The organism is Bartonella sp. AU15XJBT (genome assembly GCF_028618615.1).
Classification (GTDB): domain Bacteria; phylum Pseudomonadota; class Alphaproteobacteria; order Rhizobiales; family Rhizobiaceae; genus Bartonella.
This window is the reverse complement of the sequence record NZ_JAQITG010000007.1, coordinates 62,875-84,388: the sequence shown is the minus strand read 5'-3', so window position 1 is coordinate 84,388 and position 21,514 is coordinate 62,875. Positions and strand designations below refer to the sequence as shown.

The following is a 21,514-nucleotide window of genomic DNA, read 5'->3' as shown; positions in this document are numbered from 1 at the left end:
TTTATTTTTATAAATAATTTATAAGTGATAATTTATAATAATAAAGTCGGATTATTAATACAATAAAATTTCATTAACTCTTCTTAAAATAAATTTAATATTTATTTTATACATTGTTAAATATGATTTACAACATTAATAAAAATCTTTATACTATATAATAAATAGATAAAATTTACAAAATATTATTTTAAATATTTTTCATAAAAAATAACCATTATACAATTGAATTTTTCTGGAAATCGTAAAAAATTAAGTCTAGAAAATATGGATATAAATCCAAAAGGGGAACAATTAATGGAAAATGGAACAATTTCAGCATCACAAGATGCAAGGAAACGCGTTTTTGCTATTATAGCAAGCGCATCAGGAAATCTCGTAGAATGGTATGATTTTTACGTTTACTCATTTGCATCGATTTATTTTGCATCACAATTTTTTCCTTCAGATGGTGATACGATTACGCCATTGTTGAAAACTGCCGGTGTCTTTTTTATTGGCTTTCTTATGCGCCCTATTGGAGCTTGGTTTTTAGGATTTGTCGCCGATCGTTATGGACGTAAACGCTCAATGCTTGTATCCATTTTTATGATGTGTGGTGGCTCTTTTTTCATTGCCATACTTCCCACCTATGAAACATTGGGAATAACATCAGCAATCCTTCTCCTTTTAGCTCGGATGATGCAAGGACTTTCAGCGGGGGGAGAATATGGTACAGCAGCCACTTACATGAGTGAAGTTGCCCTCAAAAAGCATCGCGGGCTTTTTGCTTCTTTCCAATCAGCCACCCTTATTACAGGTCAGCTTCTTGCCAGCTTTATTATATTTATTCTAGCCTCTTATCTCTCTGAAGATCAGTTAAAAGCATGGGGATGGCGTATTCCTTTTGTGATTGGTGGATGTGGAGCACTCATTGCGATTTATCTACGTCGTTCGCTCCACGAAACGACCACGAAAGAAAGCCGCTCTCACAAACACTCTGGTAGTCTTAAGGAACTTCTCACCAAACATACAAAAGCCGTTGTCGTAATTGCCTGCTTTGCATCAGGAGGATCACTCACATTTTACACCTTTACGACTTATATGCAGAAATATTTGATCACAACCACCGGCTTTGATAAACATACCGCCACAACGATTATGACGGCTGTACTATTTATCTTCATCCTCTTCCAACCCATAGCGGGTATCATCGCCGATAAAATTGGAACAAAAACTTTACTCATCATTTGGAGTATACTCTCTGCCATCTTTACCTTTCCTGGACTCTGGATAATCGGGAATACCCATAGTATATGGATTGCTGTATGCGTTATTATTGGCTTGCTCTTCATTATGAGCATGTATACATCCATCTCTGGTGTCGTAAAATCAGCCATGTTTCCCTCTTCCATACGTGCATTAGGCGTTAGCATCTCTCATGCCATTGGTAACGCCTTATTTGGGGGTTCTGCTGAATACGTTGCGCTTGGATTAAAAAAGTATGGTCATGAATCACTGTTTTATTTTTATATAACCGTCGTGATGATCATGACTTTCATTGCGCTTCTCTTTGTCCCGAGTATGCGTAAAGGAGGCTACCTCCAAGACGATGAAAAACATTAACGCCCTCTATAAACAAAAAAGCCCAAGAAATTGGGCTTTTTTATCATTATCACAAATTTAATATTGTTTAAATTTTATGAAGTGCATTGAGTTGCTTAGCAACTAAATAATAAAAAGTTATACGACTTTTTCGACGCTCTCCAGCCATCATCTCTGCAACTTTTGAAACCGCCATTTTAGCACTCTGCTCATCAGCTTCTAAAACATCTTGAACCCATTTTTCAACACGTTCTAACTCTTTTGGATCTGATGTCGCAACAAGTGCTGCATCCTGCTTTTTCATCACCAAAGCTAAACGATGCTCAAGTCGTTCAACGGCTGCTGCATCGGGGTTTGAATCATATACTTTAATATCTGCTAGATTATTTGTCATTTTACATCATCTCCTCTCCAAAAATGAGCGGCTATACTTTACAGCCGCCTCATATAGCTTCATAAATAATTAGAGGATTAAAAATATTAACAACCCCCCCTTTTCCTAAGACTGTTCTTCATCTATATTTAGAGAGCTGGCTTTCCAGCTATGGTAATAAATGGACGGTGAAATAAACCTATTGGACCCGGGGGCGGTACCCGGCGCCTCCACCAAAATATAAGCAACAAAAATTATATTTTGGTGGGGGCGAAATAGGATCGACAAGGGTGTAAAGATCGCTCTTTTACTCGGCATTGTACCACCGTTATCGGACTAAATGAGTAGTTGCAAATGACAACTATGCGGAAGCACGTCTCGCTGCTTAAGGTAGTGTGAATGCTTCAAATTGACTCTTAAACCGTCGCAGGTTTAAGCGGGGTTGGAAGGCACCTGGCAACAGAAGCCTTCACTTTTTAAAATGTTATTGATTGATCTTTGAGACATTATCAGACATTATTTTTCGTGTTTTTTCGATTCAAAGAGGTGCCTCGTAGACAAAATACTGCTCATTTTTAAATACATTCTCTTACACAATATCAATACGATCATTCTGCTACGTGAAATAAAAGGAATAAACTTCGATGGTTAAAGATCAAATCCGTTACGATATTCTCGTTCAGGATGCGCTTCGTGGAGTTATCCGTAAAGTTTTATCGGAAGTTGCTAAAGCAGGACTTCCGGGAAATCATCATTTTTTTATAACTTTTTTTACAAATGCCCCAGGCGTTAAAATTTCTCCTCGGCTAAAAAATCGCTATCCTGAGCAAATGACAATCGTCTTGCAACATCAGTTTAGAGATCTCAGTGTTTCAGAAACAGCCTTCGAAGTAACCCTCTCTTTCAGAGAAATTACCGAAAAACTAGTGATTCCTTTTACTTCCATTCAAGTCTTTTATGACCCTGTAGCAGCATTTGAAGCAGCATTTGATCTGCCCTCAAAACTTCCCTCTGGAGAAAGTGAAAATTCAGAAAATACCCCTTCTGCGCCCATGTCCCTATCAAACAAACAAAAAAAAGAAAATACACTCACAAAAGAACAAAATCTCAGTACCAATAAAGAACCTTCAAATAACGATACAAAACAAAGTGCTGATGTTGTCTCTTTAGATTCTTTTCGGAAAAAATAAATTTTCTCATGACTGAACCGATAAATCTTCGCCAATTTCGAAAACAAAAAAAGCGTGCAGAAAAAGCGCTTCATGCTGAGGAGAATCGCTATCGTTTTGGACGAACAAAAACTGAAAAACTTTTCGAGCAACAAAAATCTTTCAAAATGCAAAAATTTCTTGATCAAAATCGTTTACGAAACGACGAATAAAGAGGCGGGGAAATGAACGAACGTAATTCTATCGATTGGTCAAAAGTCACGCCACAAAAGATATCTGTTCGCGTTGATGGACACGCAACAAGTGTCTCTTTAGAACCGCCATTTTTAGATATTCTCAAAGATATAGCCCGCAAAAAAGGACAATCTTTAGCCTTTATTATCACTGATATTGATAGCCAAAGACCTCAACAAGTCAATCTTTCGGCCTCGTTACGCATTTACGCCCTTCAAAGTATTCTGACAAAACGTCTTTAATACTTGCTTTTGTTTTAACATCTCTCGTTCAATGAAGACTATTGTAGCTTTTAAAAGAAAAGTTTTTTAAACCTAGCACTTTAATGAAAAAAAGATTACAAAAAAGGTATAATGAATAATTTTTCCGATCACATACCTTTCTTTGAAGAAGATGCCCCCCCAGACCATGATGAGAAACACTCTGGGATTTCTTCCCATGTTCTAAGAGAAAAAAAATCATATAACACAGACTATTTAGGACAACTCAATCCAGAACAGCAACAAGCTGTTATAAATACTGAGGGACCTCTTTTAGTTCTTGCAGGTGCTGGTACTGGAAAAACACGCGTTTTAACAACCCGTATTTCTCATATTCTGCGCTCTGGGCTTTCCTCTCCTCAACAAATACTCGCTGTCACTTTCACCAACAAAGCAGCCCGTGAAATGAAAATACGTATTGGTGAACTCATTGGTGAAGTTGTTGAAGGGATGCCGTGGCTTGGAACTTTTCATTCCACTGGTGCTAAAATTTTACGCCGCCATGCAGAGCTTGTTGATTTAAAAAGAAACTTTATAATTCTCGATAGCGATGATGTTCTTCGACTTTTAAAACAGCTTATTCAAGCTGAAGGCTTAGACGATAAGCGTTGGCCTGCACGAAATCTTGCCATGATGATTGATTCTTGGAAAAATCAAGGGCTTTCACCAGAACATATCTCAAAAAGTGATGCGCATTCCTTTGGCAACGGTATGGGACGCGAACTTTATCGCAGTTATCAAAATCGATTAAAAGATCTTAATGCTTGTGATTTTGGCGATCTTCTGCTTCATTCTATCTCTATCTTCCAACACAATCCAGATATTCTTCGCGAATATCATTCTCAATTTCGCTATATTCTTGTCGATGAATATCAAGATACAAATACAGCACAATATCTTTGGCTTCGCCTTTTGGCACAACATCCTCAAGGTCAAAATGTTAATCTTTGTTGTGTTGGCGATGATGATCAATCCATTTATGGATGGCGTGGTGCAAAAGTCGAGAACATATTACGATTTGAAAAAGATTTTCCTTCTGCCAAAATTATTCGTCTAGAACGCAATTATCGCTCAACATCCCATATTCTTAAAGCCGCCTCCCATCTGATTGCTCATAATGAAGAAAGACTGGGCAAAGTCCTTTTTTCTGCTCAAATAAAGAGTGAGGAAGAAAAAGTAAAAATTCATTCAGCATGGGATTCGACAGAAGAAGCGCGAGCAATCGGAGAAGAAATCGAGCGCGCCCAACAAAGCGGTCATGCATTAAATCATATGGCTATATTGGTACGTGCATCATTTCAAATGCGTGAATTTGAAGATCGCTTTGTAACGCTTGGCCTTAACTATCGCGTCATTGGTGGTCCTCGTTTTTATGAGCGAATGGAAATACGTGATGCCATGGCTTATTTACGCGTTGTTGTCCACCCTGCTGATGATTTAGCTTTTGAGCGTATTATTAATACACCTAAACGCGGCATAGGCGATGCAACCCTGCGCATTCTTTATGAGAGTGCGCGCGCACGTGCTGTTTCTCTTTTTTCCGCTGCCGCTGATATCATTGAAACAGACGAGTTAAAACCTAAAGCACGCAGTGCTTTACGAAGCCTCATTGAAAACTTCCGCCGCTGGCAAAATATGCTGCAATGCACTCCTCACAGAGAGCTTGCCGAGATCATTCTTGATGATTCTGGTTATACAACCATGTGGTTAGAAGATCGCTCACCAGAAGCGCCCACACGACTAGAGAACCTTAAAGAAATGATCCGTTCCATGGAACAATTTGAAAATCTTCAAAGCTTTTTAGAACATGTTGCACTGGTTATGGAAACGGAAAATAATGAAAACATGGATGCCGTCAACATCATGACACTTCATTCCGCTAAAGGGCTTGAATTTGAAACAGTTTTTCTTCCAGGTTGGGAAGAAGGACTCTTTCCCCATCAGCGCTCATTAGATGAAGGTGGACGTTCAGGGTTAGAAGAAGAACGGCGTCTTGCTTATGTGGGGCTTACAAGAGCAAAAAAATATCTGCATATATGGTTTGTATCCAACCGCAGAGTTCACGGACTTTGGCAACCTGCTCTTCCTTCCCGTTTTCTAGATGAATTACCAGCAGAACATGTAGAAGCCGTAGCCATGGACACATCTTATGGTGGTTATGGAAAATACTCCTTTCAACATCAAGACTCCTTTTATAATGACTATGCAACACCAAGACAAAAACGTGCACAAAAAAACAAAAATATTGAAGGCAAAGTTATCGCTCAATCAGTCTCTGACGCACCATCAAATTTTGCAATCAATGATCGAATTTTTCATATAAAGTTCGGTTATGGTCATATCACTGCAATAGATGATCATAAATTGACAATAATGTTTGAAAAAGCTGGAGAAAAGCGTGTACTGGATAATTTTGTAGACAAAGCTTAACGAAAAAAACCACAATCAGTTTTTTCAAAAGACCACTTTATTTTATTCTGAATGTCCTTTCCATTTGCGAACAAAAGCTTCAATGGGTAAATTTTGCATATCAGGCAATGCGTTGTGAATTTTATCAAGCGGACAATCCCACCAAGCCATATCTAAAAGATCTTCTATCAGATGAGTGGAAAAACGCATCCGCAAGCGTTTAGCCGGAACTCCAACAACAATCGTATAAGGCATCACATTTTTTGTTATAACAGCATTAGCTCCAATAACTGCCCCATGTCCCACTGTTATCCCAGGCATAATAACCGCTCCGTGCCCAATCCACACATCATGCCCAATGATAACGCGTTTTGCACAACGCCTTTCACGAAAAGAACGATCGAGTGCTCTATAACGAAAATATTCGTTTGGACGATAGGTTATTTTATGCGTTGAAATGCGCTCCATGGGATGCTCCAATGCATTCATCCGTACATGAGATGCAATAGAACAAAAACGCCCAATATCGCTATAAATAGCCTCACTGTTACGTTCTAAATAAGAAAAATCCCCAACGGTTACATCCCGCAAAATCACCCGCTCATTAATTTCCACATAGCGCCCTAATTTACAACCATGCAGCCGTGCCGTCGTATGAATACGCGGTTTACTTTCATGGAATCGAAGATCATTCTCAATATTCATATTGCCTTCCATCAATTGTTTCATCAAGAAATATGGAAAGACATACCAACCAAACCCATAAAATCAACCGTGAAACAAACATTGCAAAAGAAATCAGCCAATGCTAGAATTTTTTGGCACTTTTAAGAGAGAAAAGCGATGAAAAATGTAATCCGCATCTTCAGCCTAACAGTTATATTTCTTGGGGGGATTTTTATTTATGATACATTGATAAATAAGCCTTTAGGTGATGACTTCACTCTCACCGATTCAAATGGACAAACTGTTACCCAAGCTGATGTTCGCAGTAAGCCTTCAATTATTTTCTTCGGTTTTACGATGTGCCCTGAAATCTGTCCTACGACATTGATGAATCTTGATCGATGGCTTACAGCCCTTGGAACTGAGAGTGATAAATTAGGAAAATGGTTCGTGACTGTTGATCCTGAACGAGACACACCGGAAATACTTCATGAATATCTCAGTAATTTTTCCAATAAAATTGTTGGCATTAGTGGAGATCCTGAAAAAGTTCATAAAATGGTCAATTCTTTCAACATCGTTGCTGAAAAAATGCCTGGGACAGATGGAAACTATACTTACGACCATACGGCAGCAATTTTTTTACTCAAAAAAGGTGGGAAGTTAGCAGGTGTTATCCGTTATGAACCCAAAGAAGACGATAATGAATTAAAAGACGAAATCGCCATTGAACGACTCAAAAAACTTGTCTCAAACTAAATAAAAAGCTGATTATAAAGAAAGAACAAGATGTCACAGCAAATTCGTCTGTATTATACTGCTCCTAAAAGTGAAGCAGAACGATTTTATACGCTTATAGAAACAGCTTTTGAAGAAGAAGGGTATCCTTTGGCTCTTGTAGAGATAGACGAAAAAAATGCTGTATATGAGCTTTCTCTGTATATCGATCAAGATAATCAAGAGCGTATTTCGAAACGTTTTGCACAGATCCTTTCTATAGATCCTCATAAAATTAACCATGAAGTTTTGCCTAATATTGATTGGGTACAAAAAAGTCTAGAAGGACTAAAACCAGTACATGCCGGTCCTTTTTTCCTTCATGGAAGTCACAACCGTAATGACATCCCACAAGGTGTTTTTCCTATTGAAATTGACGCGAATCAAGCTTTTGGCACTGGACATCATGGAACAACAGCCGGTTGTTTGGAAATGATTGCCAAAGCCATAAAACACGAAAATCCACAAAATGCCCTTGATCTTGGAACAGGCAGTGGAATCTTAGCCATTGCCATAGCAAAGCTCAAACCTATTACTATACTTGCAACTGATATTGATCCAATCGCTATCAACGTTGCACAACACAATATCGCACTCAATGGTGTAGAAAAATATATTACGGCAATTACAGCAACAGGTTTTACCCATGATGAAATTGCATCACGTGCGCCCTTTGATCTCATCATTGCCAATATCCTTGCCAATCCGCTTATTGAACTTGCAGCAGAAATGGTTCAAGTCCTTCAAAAAGGTGGATCACTTATACTCTCTGGAATTCTTGAAGAACAACATGATCTTGTCTTGGAAGCTTATGTAAAACAGGGGCTGAAACACATTGAAACATACCACCGTCAAGAATGGGTTACGATACATCTTAAATAAAAAGGACGTGGTTATGTATCAATCTTTTGAAGCAACAACAAACCCCACCCATGCCCTGGGACGTATTACCTCTCTTCGTAAAGAACTCGATCGGCTTGGACTTGATGGTTTTCTTGTTCCACGAAGTGATGAACATCAAGGAGAATATGTCCCCCCCCATGCTCAACGCCTAAGTTGGCTTACTGGTTTTACTGGCTCAGCAGGGATCGCTCTCATTTTAAAGAATAAAGCCATTATTTTTACAGATGGACGCTATAAACTCCAAGTTCGTCAACAAACTGATCCTCATATTTTTGAATATGAAGATCTCGTAAAGTGTCCTCCCTCACAATGGCTTAAAAGAAATGGAAAACAACTTTCTATTGGTTTTGATCCATGGCTCCACACGGTCGCCGCGACAGATGCATTGAGAAAATCCTTAGAGATAAAAGCAGGTGGAAAGCTTATAGCAGTCCAACAAAATCCCATTGACCTTATTTGGCATGATCAACCACCATCACCACAATCTGCCTTATCACTTCATCCTCTTCAATATGCAGGATGGGAGAGTGATGAAAAGCTATCTTTAATTTGCAAAGACGTACAACAAGCCCGTGCAGATGCTTTTATTTTTACAGATCCCTCCTCTATTGCATGGATATTCAATATACGTGGCAATGACGTTTCCAATACACCTTTTTCTCTTTGTTTTGCCCTAATACCCGTAGAAGAAACACCAGCCTTATTCATTGACAGCAAAAAGCTTGGCATAGAAGAAAAACAATATCTGGAACGTTATGCAAAATTATATGAACCAGAACAGTTTATTGTAAAGATCAAAGATTATAATCAAAAAGGCATGATTTTTGCCTTAGATCCACAGTTAACATGCGAAAAGTTACGCATTGTACTTGAAGAAGATGAAAAATCTTTCATAACACTGACCGACCCTGCTGCTCTACCCCGTGCCATTAAAAATAACACAGAACTAGAAGGGGCGCGGAGAGCACATCTGTGCGATGGTGTCGCTCTTACCCGTTTTTTTGCTTGGTTAGACAAACAAACATCAGGCACAATAAGTGAAATTTCTGCTGCTCAGAAATTAGAAGAATTTCGCATAAATACAGCAAAAGATATGGGAAAAAAACTTGAAGATCTCTCTTTTGATACAATATCAGCAGCAGGCGCAAATGGCGCAATCATCCATTACCGTGTAACGAATGAAACCAATAAACAACTCAAGTCTGGAGAACTTTATCTTGTGGATTCAGGTGGACAATACCGTGATGGCACCACAGATGTCACACGCACAGTAGCAATTGGGAATATTGGAGAAGAAGAAAAACGCTGTTTTACTCTGGTCCTTAAAGGCATGATTGCTCTTTCAACCGCTTGCTTTCCAAAAGGAACACGCGGACAAGATATTGATGTTCTAGCACGCATTGCCTTATGGAAAGCCGGTTTTGATTACGCCCATGGCACGGGGCATGGTGTTGGTTCTTATCTCTCTGTTCATGAAGGACCACAAAATATTTCATGTAGAGGGAGCCAAGAATTGATCCCTGGAATGATTGTTTCTAATGAACCTGGATATTATCGCGAAGGTGCTTTTGGTATTCGTATTGAAAATTTACTCATTGTGAAACCAGAACAAAAAATTACTGGTGGAGAGATAGAAATGCTCTCATTTGAAACACTCACCCATTGCCCCATTGATCGAAAGCTCATCCTCCCAGAGCTTTTGACACAAGAAGAGCAGCAATGGCTTAATGATTACCATGCGCGTGTTTATCAGATGAATGCACCCTACCTTAATGAAGAAGAAAAGGAATGGGCGAAAGAAGCAACAATGCCCCTTTAAGTAAAAAGCACAAAAATATTTTTTAACGCTTTCTAACACGCACATCCCTGCTTTTTTCCAAGCAAAAATGTGCACTGAACACGAGGAACTCTTCAAAACATCTCCTCATTAGCTTATTATCTTGATAAGACAAGATTTTACAGCATAAAAAAATAATTATAAATGAACTTTCAATACCAATAAATTGCATCTAATGAGAAAAATAAAGACATGCGTATTCTTCATGCTTGAGGGTCATCTCCCTAAACATTATGTTCCTCAATCAGCTGTAGCCAAGTTTCTTCATCGATAACCTCAACACCTAATTCTTGTGCTTTAGTCAATTTTGATCCCGCTCCAGGCCCTGCAACAAGAATATCTGTTTTTTTAGAAAGTGAACCTGAAGTCTTTGCCCCTAATCGTTCTGCCAATGCTTTTGCTTCATCGCGTGACATATGCGCTAAAGTTCCTGTAAAAACAATAATCTTCTCCGCTATTGGTGAAGAATCTATCATGATAGGCGCCTCATCAAGAGGGGTTACTTCTTCAAGCAAAACAGACAAAACCTCACGGTTATGTGCTTCCTTATAAAAATCAACAATTGCGCTCCCCACCTGTGGTCCAATTCCTTCGATATTGGTAAGCTCCAGCCAAGCTTCATTGCCTTCATTATTTTCCTGCTCACATGGCATAAGTGCTTCCATCGCCGCAGTTTCAAAAGCTGTATAAGTTTGATAAGCCCGTGCAAGGCGACGTGCATTCACCTCTCCAACATGACGAATTCCCAATGCAAACAAAAAACGGCTTAAAGGAATTTCGCGGCGAGCATTAATGGCATCATACAATTTCCGAACTGAAACAGTCCCAAAACCTTCCATACTTTCCAAACGTATCAGAGACTTTTCTTGGCGCCGTTCTAAAGTAAAAATATCGGCTGGTGTATGAATACAAAGCGCCTCATCTTGAGCATGAAAAAAAAACTCTACCTGTTTTTTACCTAAGCCCTCAATATCAAAAGCATTGCGTGCAACAAAATGACGAATACGCTCAATCGCCTGTGCAGGACAAATAAGCCCCCCCGTACAACGACGCACTGCTTCTCCCACTTCACGAACAGCATGGCTGCCACAAGCAGGACAGAGATGAGGAAAAATAAAAACAGCAGCATTTTTGGAGCGCTTTTCAATGATAACATCAATAACTTGAGGAATGACATCACCAGCACGTTGTACAATCACACTATCCCCTATACGAATATCGCGCCCTTCACGAATGAGTTCTCCTTTATGACCAATTCCCTTAATATAATCCTCATTATGCAAACTAGCATTGGTCACCACCACCCCACCAACAGTAATAGGCGTAAGACGTGCAACAGGCGTCAAAGCTCCCGTACGACCGACTTGAATGTCAATAGCTTCCAAAAGCGCTATCGCTTTTTCTGCTGGAAATTTATGCGCTATTGCCCAACGCGGTGAACGAGAAACAAACCCCAAGCGCTTTTGGAGCATCAAATCATTAACCTTATAAACAATACCATCAATATCATAGTTTAAAGAATGACGGCGTTCTTCGATATCACGATAATAGGAAATAATTTCTTCTATTGTCTTAAAAACTTTTATTAATGGATTGATAATAAAGCCATATTCTTTTAGCTTTTTCATCATCTCCATTTGACTTTGTGCAAATATTTCACTCACTTCACCACAAGCATAAGCAAAAAATTGAAGCTTTCTGCTGGCAGTTATCCGTGAATCAAGTTGACGGAGTGAACCGGCAGCGGCATTTCGAGGATTAGCAAAGGTTAACTTTCCGTTCTCTTGTTGGTTGATATTAAGTGCTTGGAAATCTTCCCGCCCCATATAAACTTCACCGCGAACCTCAATGATATCAGGAACATCACCTTGCAAAACTTGTGGAATATCAGCAATTGTTCGAGCATTCGCCGTCACATTTTCACCAACAGTCCCATCACCCCGCGTTGCCGCACATACAAGCCGCCCCTTTTCGTAACGCAAAGACAACGATAAACCGTCAATTTTTGGCTCCGCTGTTATTTCCAATATTTGTGTTTCTGGAAGCCGTAAAAAACGACGCACACGCTCAACAAATTCAGTAACATCTGCAGCACTAAAAGCATTATCAAGGGAAAGCATAGGCTGTGCATGAACAGATTTTTCAAACTTTTCTGAAACCGATGCTCCAATTTTATGTGAAGGAGAATCGGCACGAATAAGCTCTGGAAAGAGAGCTTCAATTTCTGCGTTACGCCGGCGAAGAGCATCATATTCTGCGTCAGAAATTTCAGGCTGGTCATCACGATTATAAAGCACATCATGACGTGCAATCTCTTTTGCTAGCCACTCTAATTCACTTTCTGCTTCAACAGCAGTGAGGTTTTTAATTCCGTCCTTGTTCATAAAATCTATTCCAAATGATGGGCTATAGCTATAAGGATCTCAACTCTTTGTCACAAACAGAATTCAAATGAACATACGCTCGCCAGATCGCTGAATCACTGAACCTTTATGCAAGAAGCTTTTGAGCAGCAGCCCGTGCCTCCTCAGTAATCTGTTCTCCTGCCAACATACGAGCAATTTCTTCTGCACGTTCATGCTCTTCCATTTTATGAATAGCCGTAACAAAGCGTCCTTTATCATCACTTTCAATCTTTGAAATAAGAAAATGACTATGCGCTTTCGATGCAACCTGCGGTGCATGCGTAATTGCAAAAACCTGAACATGTTCTGACAAACGTTGCAACCGTTGTCCAATAGCCGCCGCAACAGCGCCCCCAACGCCTGTATCAATTTCATCAAAAATCAGTGTGGGAGCAGATCCTCGATCAGATAACACAACCTTTAATGCCAATAAAAAACGAGACAATTCACCACCAGAAGCAACACTCAGCATAGGTCCAGCCCGTGTTCCAGGATTGGTCCGCACCCAATATTCAATACGATCACACCCCTCTGCACTTCGCCTTTCAACATCAGTCTGCATTTCAACAATAAATTCTGCCTTTTCTAATTTTAATGCCGGCAACTCAGCCATAACACTTTCAGATAAATGCTTTGCTGTTTCTCGACGCTTTATCGTTAAGACTTCTGCCAATGTATCATAATTTTTCTGTGCCTCCCTTGCCTCATCTTCAAAACGTGTTAACGTGTTCTGAGCCTCCTCAAAATCAGTAAGTTCAGCATCCATTTTATCGCGCAACTGAACCAATTCATCCGCAGAGACTTGATATTTACGAGCAAACCCCCGAAGAGTAAAAAGACGTTCTTCTATCCGTTCCAATTCATCAGGTTCAAAATCCAATGCCCGCATTGCCGCCTCAATCCCTTCCTGTGCTGTCGCAAGTGCACACAATGCCTCATCAATAGACTTCACGACTGGTGCAATGAGTTCTTCTGCCTCAGGAGTTTTCCGCTCCAAACGCCTCACCAAATTAGAAAGCACCGGAATTGGCGATTTTTGACCACTTAAAAGATCATCCGCTTCTTTAATATCCGTCGCTATTTTTTCTAATTTAAGCATATCAGCTCGGCGAAGAGAAAGAGCCTCCTCTTCACCAACTTGAAAATCAAGCTTTTCAAGTTCTTGCACACACGCACGAAGATAGTCCATCTCACGCATTGCATTTTCCACTTTAAAACGCTGTTTTTGCAAACGCTCTTCACATTCATGCCATACCCGATAACACTGGCGCAAATTTTCTACTTCATCTTCAAGCCCGCCAAAAGCATCTAATAGTTGGCGATGTGTAGCAACATCAACAAGCGCACGATCATCATGCTGTCCATGGATTTCAACCAACTGACGGCCAACACTCCGCATCAATGCAACACTCGCCACCTGATCATTGATAAAAACACGACTCCGCCCATCACTCGATTGCACACGCCGTAAAATGATATCGCCTTCCTCATCAAGACCATTCTCACGAATAAGCTGACGCGCAGGATGTGAAATAGGGACATCAAAAACAGCTGTAACTTGCCCGCGTTCAGTACCATGACGCACAAGCGAAGCATCCCCCCGTCCTCCAAGAGCAAGGGACAAAGCATCAAGGAGAATAGACTTTCCCGCCCCTGTTTCACCAGTTAAAACCGTCAATCCCGCCGTAAAATGAATATCGAGCGTTTCGATCAAAACAATATTATGAATCGAAAGCTGTACCAGCATAGAGAATCAACGTGCTCTCTTCTTATCACTACCTAAAGCATTTGAGATCCAAGAAGATTTATGCTCATGTGGCGATATTTTATTCTTCTGTAAGAGATTATAAGAAAATTTATACCATTCACTTTTGGGATAATTACGTCCTAAAATAGCTGCTGCCGTCTGTGCTTCCGCTGTTAAACCAAGAGCAAGATTAACTTCCGTTAAACGGAAAAGCGCTTCTTCAATTTGATTTGTATCAGAATACTCTTCAACAACGGTACGAAACCGTCTACTTGCAGCAAGATAACGCCGCCCCTCTTCATAATAACGGCCAATCTGCATTTCTTTACCAGCCAGCTGTTCGCGCCCGAAACGTATTTTATCCTTAGCATCTTTGACATATTCAGAATTCGGATAACGCTCTATAAGGAGCTGCATCGCAGCAATAGCACGTTTTGTATCACGTTGATCACGCGTAACGTCAGGAATCCGACGGAAAGAAGAAAGACCAATAATATAGTACGCATAAGCCGAGTCAGTAGACCCTGGATAAAGAGTAATATAGCGTTGAGCCATACTAATTGAATCATCATACTTTCCGAGTCGATAATTTGTAAAAGCACCCATGACTAAAGATTTACGGCCCCAATCTGTATAAGCGTACTGTTTTTCAATCTTCAAAAACTTCTTCGCTGCATCCCCAAGCCGCCCACTCTCAAGGCTAGCAAGCCCCTGGTTATAGAGAACATCGGGGGGATCTATTTTCAAAACATAAGCAGATGGATCAAGGGTATTTTTCTCTTTAAAGAGACATCCCGCTAACATACAAGTGCTTCCCAAAAGCACCACCCCCAATATCTTGCGCACAATATTAGATTTTTTATATGCCATATTTCTAATGCACACATAAGATTTTTTCATAGTTTTTCCGGCCTCCAGAGAATATCACCTTGTAGAAAAAACAATTTGTTAAAAGTTTTTATACCATATCACTTTTAAATGCACATAACCAATTTAGCAGTTTAGGTCAATCATCCCCTTAAAAATCAAATAAACGACCAAAAAGTCTTGTCAATTTTCTTTTATTCTTTCTCTAAAGAGCTTTTTTCATAATATGATTCGTCTGCCAACACAGCTTTCACCAATTGTGCATTAATTCTATGTCCACTACAATAAGAACGAAATAATCCGATAAAAGGGCCCCCGAGCAAAGCAGTATCACCAATCGCATCAAGCATCTTGTGCCGAACACATTCATTTTCCCAATAAGGACCATCGGAATTTAAAATTTTGTCATTAAGGCTAATAACAAGAGAATTTTCCAAAGAAGCGCCTCTCGCCTTTCCCAAAGCCCGTAACTTTTCCACGTCTTTGAGAAAACCAAAAGTACGTGCACGGGACAAATCATCTCGAAATCCTCGTGTAGTAAGATCAAAACTAAAATGTTGTTTACCAATAGCAGAAGAAGGAAAAGAGATCGTTACATCAAAACGACGCCCATCAAATGGCAAAAGCTCTGCAAAACCATGAACTCCTTCAACCCGCAACGGTTTTTTTATAATGAAATAAGAACGGTATGCATTTTGCTGGACAATGCCAGCATCTTCAAAAGCTTGGCAATATTGCCCTGCAGAACCATCTAAAATAGGGATCTCGTTATGCGACACTTCAATGACAAGATTATCCAAATTATAAGCAGCAATGGCTGCCATCAAATGTTCAATTGTTTCAACCCTTACCTCTCCATCTCCAAGCATGGTTGATAACTCAGTTTCTCCGATTTGTGATGCATGGGCTTGAAATATTTTCTCTGTTCCGTCTAATCTACAACGCTTAAAAAGAATACCACACCCAACATCGGCTGGACAGACCTTTACCACTGACAAACAGCCACTGTGAACGCCAATCCCCTTAAATGTCACTGCTTTTTTAAGAGTAGACTGATATTTTGGCACCAAGTTCATCATATTATTTTATTGCATTTCTTTTACATCTTTTAACAAAATTTATAAAACCATTAAAAAAATATTCATAGTAAATAATAATAAAAAAACCGCTTAATATAAGCGGTTTTAAAAAACAAAGTATTTTATTCAAAATAATAGCGTATTTTACTTCATAATTTCTGACTCATCGTAAAAAAAATCGTAAAATTCCTTACTTTTCCTCATTTTTTATCAATTAATTCACCTGACGACGTAAAAACGCCGGTATTTCTAACTGATCTTCTTCACTAATAAAAGTACGCTGTTCTTGTGGTACCTGAGGATGCAACTCACCAGAACGGCGTGGAACATAAACAGAAGCATCTTGAGAAAGCGCCTGAGAATTTTTATTGTAAACGTGAGACTCTTGCTGCTGTGACGATCTCACAGCAGGTTCTAACCTTGCTTCTGGCTCTGCTTCCTCACGATGTGTCAAGCTCTGTTTCAAACGCTGCCAAAGATTACGAGGATTTTGATCAGTCACAGATGTTCTTTGACTTTGTGCATGAGCAACAGGAGGAAAATCCTTTAACTCAGGCATACGCATTGGAGCACGTGCTTGCATCTGTTGCATTTGTTTTGGTTGCACTGGCTTTTCTTTTTGCTTCACGATTCCTGTCATCTCATCAAGAACATGCGCTGTTGCCTCCATACTCACAGGAGCCGTCATAGTAGCTTGTTGAGAACCACGGCTTACTTGCATACGTGGACCATTTGATATCTGATCCTGCATAGTATTTGAACCATAAGCAACAGTTTTTGTTGCACTTCGTGTCGTCATTGCTTCTACAGGCTGTGCAAAAATTTGACTTTTGGGACGAAACTGTTCTCCTGCTGGCTTTCTCTTTTCTATTTCAAGTGATTCGATGACTTCCACCATTGATTCAGAACGCAAGGGCGATGACTGAACATGAAAAGAGCTGTGTGGCGTTCCAGGATCACTCTTGCGTATTGAAGAGGTTGGCCTTTGAAGCTGAGGCTGAGAGGACTGAACCACATCATTAACCTCACGATCAATACCGGTGGCAACCACGGACACACGAATAACACCTTCCAATGACTCATCATCAATAGCCCCAAAGATCACATTCGCATCAGCATCCACTTCTTCACGAATACGATTAGCAGCTTCATCAACTTCAAAGAGAGTCATATCACGCCCCCCCGTAATAGAAATCAATAAACCACGTGCTCCACGCATAGAGGTATCATCCAACAATGGGTTGGCAATAGCAGCTTCAGCAGCCGCCAAAGCACGCCCTTCACCAGATGCTTCACCCGTCCCCATCATGGCTCGACCCATTTCGTGCATAACAGAACGAACATCAGCAAAATCGAGGTTAATCAAGCCCTCTTTAATCATCAAATCCGTAATAGAAGCAACACCAGAATAAAGCACTTGGTCAGCCATAGCAAAAGCATCAGCAAATGTTGTCTTATCATTTGCAATACGGAAAAGATTTTGATTGGGAATAACAATCAATGTATCGACAGACTTTTGTAATTCTTCAATACCAGCCTCTGCCGTTTTCATACGACGAGCCCCTTCAAACTGAAATGGCTTTGTCACAACACCAACGGTCAAAATACCCTTTTCACGCGCTGCGCGAGCAACAACGGGAGCAGCCCCTGTTCCAGTTCCTCCGCCCATACCAGCAGTAATAAAAACCATATGAGAGTCTGCAAGATGATCGATAATTTCATCAATACATTCCTCTGCCGCCGCTTGTCCAACTTCTGGTAAAGCCCCAGCACCCAAACCTTCTGTCACAGCTGCACCAAGCTGGATAACACGTTCAGCCTTTGACATAGCCAAAGCTTGTGCATCCGTATTTGCAACAACAAAGTCAACTCCCTGAAGACCAGCATTAATCATATTATTCACGGCATTCCCGCCACCACCTCCAACACCAAAAACGGTAATGCGTGGCTTCAATTCCGCGATATCTGGCCGATGCAGATTAATCGTCATTTTCTTTTCCTTCTCATAAGACACCGCAAGCCAAAGCGATGAAATTTATCCAACTAGACTTAACTAAAAACTCTCACGCAACCACTGACCAACACGCTGAAAATACCCACGCGTGCCCATCGATAAATGATTTCCTGCCACCTGCATTGTTTTTTCTTCAAACCCTACCAATTGCGGATAAATTAACAACCCAACAGCAGATGTAAACGCCGCCCCTTTTGCAAGAGAAGGAAGCCTCGAAATACCTAAAGGCCGCCCGATACGAACATTTCTTCCTAATATAGTACGTGCCATTTCCGGCAATCCTGTTAACTGGCTTGCTCCCCCAGTCAAAATAACACGCTTACCAATGATGTGACCAAAACCAGAACGATTTAAACAATCACGGACCATTTCTAAAATTTCTTCAACACGCGCACGAATGATGCGCCCAAGAACCGCGCGAGGATATTGAGTTTCACGTTTTTCATTCCCAATTTCCGCAACATTAATCATTTGCCGCTCATCAGCGCTTGTTAAAAGTGCTGAACCATAAACAACTTTTAAGCGTTCGGCCTCTGTTAGAGACATAGAAAATCCACGCGCAACATCAAGAGTGACATGATGCCCCCCAACAGCAAGAGCATCCGCATGGACAAATTTCCCCTCAAAAAACACTGAAAATGTTGTTGTTCCACCACCAAAATCAATACATGCAGCCCCCAAATGCGCCTCATCATTCATCAAGACAGCAAGGCCACTTGCAAAGGGAGTAGCAACCATTGCTTCAACACTCAAATGTGCACGATTAATACAAGTTTCTAAATTACGCAAAGAGGCTGTTTCTGCTGTTACCACATGCACGTCGACACCAAATATTTCGCCTGCCATTCCAACAGGATCAGAAATTCCTTTATCTCCATCCAATACATAAGAAACTGGAACTGAGTGCATAACATGACGTTCAGCATCAAAAGCTTTACGCGAAACATCTGAAAAGGCCATACGCATATCACGCTTGGTGACTTCACGACCATTCAAATGAACCTTTCCATGAATCAAAGCACTTTGTAATCGACTTGAGGAAAAATTCACAATCACTGAATCCACCACCAAACCAGCCATTTTTTCTGCCGCATCAACAGCCAATCTTATTGATTGTTCTGCTGCAAACATATCCATGATAACACCAGATTTAATACCGCGTGAACGCTGTACTCCAAAGCCTAGAATTTCCATAGAATGTGTACGTCCATGTAAATAGTGTGCATGCTTTAAAGGATGCAAACAAGCAATAAGACAAACAATCTTACTTGAGCCGACATCAAGAACCGTTAAAAAACGTGTCTTACGCCCCCCCCGATGATGTGATCTGAGCAACATCATGGGTTTCCTGCCTTTCGCGCCTTTAAAATACGTTCTTCTTCTGCGACATCAGCATTATAACGCTCCAACGTTTCATCGGATAAAGAAACAGTAATTCGATCAGCAAGACGTAAATCAATACTAAAGATATCGCGCGATAAAAGATCTTGCATTGTACCGGACGAAACAAGAGAAGAAAGCCTTTCAAGGGCACCATTTTCAGGAAGCATAACGCGCATTCCATTATCCAAAACCAGATCCCAACGCCGATCACCCACCCGCACAAAAGCACGAACACGATCATACACTTGCCGATAGACTGAAAGTGCTTCAATAAATCCTTTAGCTGCATTTTGCGCACCCTGCCCAACCACAAGAGGCAAATCCCGAATAATCTCCCCTTTAAAGGGCACAATGACACGCCCCGTATGATCAACAATATCCATTACGCTATCATGTTGCCAAATAGCATAAGGTTCACGCTCCACGATGGAAATGCGCATTCTATTAGGATAAATCTTCTGAACATTCGCCGATTGAACCCAAGCCAGTTTTTCCAAAAGAGAGCGGGCTCTTTCAACATCAAAAGTGAATATAGAGGGTGCAACATCAAGTTGTAAAATTTTAAAAATATCCTGCTTTGCTAAGCGCTTATTACCGCTTATATCGACATCGACGACCACAAAACCACTATCCAATATGATCGTGTTTACAATCACAGCCATCTGACCACTTGATGAAAGTCCATAAAAAGCCGTAACAAAGAAAAACCAGACAACAGCAAAAGATCCGAAATGACGTGGAATATGAATATTGACAAAAACAAACTCAAACATAAACCGAAGAAAACGACGATAAAGACGTGGCAAAGTCGGCACTGAAAGCACCTCCATCGGAACATTTGTTTTATTAACATTCAACGCATACATGATGCGTCCTCCACCATCCATTGAACAATATCACCGTAAGTACGGCCGCTCGCTTTTGCAATATCAGGAAGAAGAGACGTCGATGTCATACCGGGTTGCGTATTAATTTCAAGCCAAACCAATTCTCCTGTTTTCTCATCGAAACGAAAATCAGAACGGCTAACACCTCGACACCCTATCGCCTGATGGGCTGCTAAGGACATTCTTTGCACACTTTGGTAAATATTTAGTGAAAGTTGTGCAGGACAAATGTGAATAGACCCCCCCATTTTATATTTTGAGTCATAATCGTAGAATGGAAAGTGTTGATCGGGAAGAATTTCACATACATCAAGAACTTCATTACCCAAAACAGCACAAGTCAATTCACGACCAGGAATATATTTTTCAACCATCACCTCATCGGCATATCCCCACTCAGCTCCCCCAATATTATGCGGCGGTGCAACTTCATTTTCCTGAACAATGACAACACCAAAACTTGAGCCTTCACACACAGGTTTAATGACATAAGGAGGCTCCATGGGATGCGTTTGTCCAACAGCAAAGCGGTTCATAATACGAGAAGGAGCAACACAAACCCCAACACTTGCAACAATAATTTTTGCACGTCCCTTATCCATAGCCAAAGCGGATGCCATCACGCCAGAATGGGTATAAGGAATTTTTAAATATTCAAGAATTCCCTGAATCCGACCATCTTCACCAAATGGACCATGCAATGCATTGAAGGCAATATCGGGCTGCAACTGTTCAAGAACAGAAGCAATATGAGCATCAACGTCCACGCGGCTCACGCGATACCCCAGCTCCTCAAGAACATCAGCACAAGCCGCCCCTGAAGATAAACTAATAGACCGTTCAGAAGAAAAACCTCCCATTAACACAGCTATATGTTTATCTTTCATAATAAATCACCCTCTTTCGCATACTATATGTAG

At 40.5% G+C, this 21,514-nt stretch carries 18 protein-coding genes and 1 other RNA gene; 9 read left to right on the top strand and 10 right to left on the bottom strand.

The window, feature by feature from the left end:
- Nucleotides 1-297: 297 nt before the first annotated feature.
- Nucleotides 298-1,605 (top strand): MFS transporter, encoded by a 1,308-nt coding sequence (locus PVV57_RS04960; protein WP_273783576.1) that lies wholly within the window; start codon nucleotides 298-300, stop codon nucleotides 1,603-1,605.
- 67 nt (nucleotides 1,606-1,672) lie between these two features.
- Here PVV57_RS04960 and PVV57_RS04955 read toward each other — a convergent pair whose 3' ends face one another.
- Nucleotides 1,673-1,978, bottom strand: a complete 306-nt coding sequence (locus PVV57_RS04955; protein WP_273717815.1) for a DUF2853 family protein — start codon at nucleotides 1,976-1,978, stop codon at nucleotides 1,673-1,675.
- A 96-nt stretch (nucleotides 1,979-2,074) separates the two neighbouring features.
- Between PVV57_RS04955 and ssrA the strand changes: the two genes are divergently transcribed.
- The 5 genes from ssrA to PVV57_RS04930 all read left to right on the top strand — a co-directional run bounded on the left by ssrA (nucleotide 2,075) and on the right by PVV57_RS04930 (nucleotide 6,050).
- Nucleotides 2,075-2,431: a transfer-messenger RNA gene (gene ssrA, locus PVV57_RS04950) on the top strand.
- Nucleotides 2,432-2,601: 170 nt separating this feature from the next.
- Nucleotides 2,602-3,147 carry an SspB family protein gene (locus tag PVV57_RS04945; protein WP_273717816.1) on the top strand — a complete coding sequence of 182 codons (546 nt, stop codon included), beginning with the start codon at nucleotides 2,602-2,604 and terminating at the stop codon, nucleotides 3,145-3,147.
- A gap of 8 nt (nucleotides 3,148-3,155) precedes the next feature.
- Nucleotides 3,156-3,338 (top strand): DUF4169 family protein, encoded by a 183-nt coding sequence (locus PVV57_RS04940; protein WP_273717817.1) that lies wholly within the window; start codon nucleotides 3,156-3,158, stop codon nucleotides 3,336-3,338.
- A 12-nt stretch (nucleotides 3,339-3,350) separates the two neighbouring features.
- Nucleotides 3,351-3,602: a ribbon-helix-helix domain-containing protein gene (locus tag PVV57_RS04935; protein WP_273717818.1), complete on the top strand. Its 252-nt coding sequence runs from the start codon at nucleotides 3,351-3,353 to the stop codon at nucleotides 3,600-3,602.
- Nucleotides 3,603-3,713: 111 nt separating this feature from the next.
- A complete protein-coding gene (locus PVV57_RS04930; protein ID WP_273717819.1) occupies nucleotides 3,714-6,050 on the top strand; it encodes an ATP-dependent helicase in 2,337 nt (778 codons plus the stop codon).
- Between the two features lie 42 nt (nucleotides 6,051-6,092).
- On the opposite strand, the gene PVV57_RS04925 is transcribed toward PVV57_RS04930, so the two are convergent.
- Entirely contained in the window at nucleotides 6,093-6,734 is a 642-nt protein-coding gene (locus PVV57_RS04925; RefSeq protein WP_273783575.1) for a DapH/DapD/GlmU-related protein, read from the bottom strand.
- Nucleotides 6,735-6,872: 138 nt separating this feature from the next.
- Between PVV57_RS04925 and PVV57_RS04920 the strand changes: the two genes are divergently transcribed.
- From PVV57_RS04920 to PVV57_RS04910, 3 genes are read left to right on the top strand one after another with little or no spacing between them, the layout of a single operon-like run.
- On the top strand, nucleotides 6,873-7,454 hold the full coding sequence (locus PVV57_RS04920) for an SCO family protein (protein WP_273717820.1): 582 nt from the start codon (nucleotides 6,873-6,875) through the stop codon (nucleotides 7,452-7,454).
- Nucleotides 7,455-7,484: 30 nt separating this feature from the next.
- On the top strand, nucleotides 7,485-8,354 hold the full coding sequence (locus PVV57_RS04915) for a 50S ribosomal protein L11 methyltransferase (protein WP_273717821.1): 870 nt from the start codon (nucleotides 7,485-7,487) through the stop codon (nucleotides 8,352-8,354).
- A gap of 13 nt (nucleotides 8,355-8,367) precedes the next feature.
- Entirely contained in the window at nucleotides 8,368-10,194 is a 1,827-nt protein-coding gene (locus PVV57_RS04910) for an aminopeptidase P family protein (RefSeq protein ID WP_273717822.1), read from the top strand.
- Between the two features lie 242 nt (nucleotides 10,195-10,436).
- On the opposite strand, the gene ligA is transcribed toward PVV57_RS04910, so the two are convergent.
- The 8 genes from ligA to PVV57_RS04870 all read right to left on the bottom strand — a co-directional run bounded on the left by ligA (nucleotide 10,437) and on the right by PVV57_RS04870 (nucleotide 21,481).
- Nucleotides 10,437-12,596 carry an NAD-dependent DNA ligase LigA gene (gene ligA, locus PVV57_RS04905; protein ID WP_273783574.1) on the bottom strand — a complete coding sequence of 720 codons (2,160 nt, stop codon included), beginning with the start codon at nucleotides 12,594-12,596 and terminating at the stop codon, nucleotides 10,437-10,439.
- A 106-nt stretch (nucleotides 12,597-12,702) separates the two neighbouring features.
- Complete coding sequence (gene recN / locus PVV57_RS04900) at nucleotides 12,703-14,364, bottom strand: DNA repair protein RecN (protein ID WP_273783572.1); 1,662 nt, start codon at nucleotides 14,362-14,364, stop codon at nucleotides 12,703-12,705.
- Nucleotides 14,365-14,370: 6 nt separating this feature from the next.
- Entirely contained in the window at nucleotides 14,371-15,264 is an 894-nt protein-coding gene (locus tag PVV57_RS04895; RefSeq protein ID WP_273783571.1) for an outer membrane protein assembly factor BamD, read from the bottom strand.
- 161 nt (nucleotides 15,265-15,425) lie between these two features.
- The gene (lpxC, locus tag PVV57_RS04890) at nucleotides 15,426-16,310 is read right to left on the bottom strand and encodes a UDP-3-O-acyl-N-acetylglucosamine deacetylase (protein WP_273783570.1); all 885 of its coding nucleotides are present in this window, start codon (nucleotides 16,308-16,310) and stop codon (nucleotides 15,426-15,428) included.
- A 214-nt stretch (nucleotides 16,311-16,524) separates the two neighbouring features.
- Nucleotides 16,525-18,300 (bottom strand): cell division protein FtsZ, encoded by a 1,776-nt coding sequence (gene ftsZ, locus PVV57_RS04885; RefSeq protein ID WP_273783569.1) that lies wholly within the window; start codon nucleotides 18,298-18,300, stop codon nucleotides 16,525-16,527.
- Nucleotides 18,301-18,363: 63 nt separating this feature from the next.
- Nucleotides 18,364-19,665 carry a cell division protein FtsA gene (gene ftsA / locus PVV57_RS04880; RefSeq protein ID WP_273783568.1) on the bottom strand — a complete coding sequence of 434 codons (1,302 nt, stop codon included), beginning with the start codon at nucleotides 19,663-19,665 and terminating at the stop codon, nucleotides 18,364-18,366.
- Nucleotides 19,662-20,573 carry a cell division protein FtsQ/DivIB gene (locus PVV57_RS04875; RefSeq protein WP_273783567.1) on the bottom strand — a complete coding sequence of 304 codons (912 nt, stop codon included), beginning with the start codon at nucleotides 20,571-20,573 and terminating at the stop codon, nucleotides 19,662-19,664. The genes ftsA and PVV57_RS04875 overlap by 4 nt, the downstream gene beginning before the upstream one ends.
- On the bottom strand, nucleotides 20,561-21,481 hold the full coding sequence (locus PVV57_RS04870) for a D-alanine--D-alanine ligase (protein ID WP_273717832.1): 921 nt from the start codon (nucleotides 21,479-21,481) through the stop codon (nucleotides 20,561-20,563). The genes PVV57_RS04875 and PVV57_RS04870 overlap by 13 nt, the downstream gene beginning before the upstream one ends.
- Between the last annotated feature and the right edge of the window lie 33 nt (nucleotides 21,482-21,514).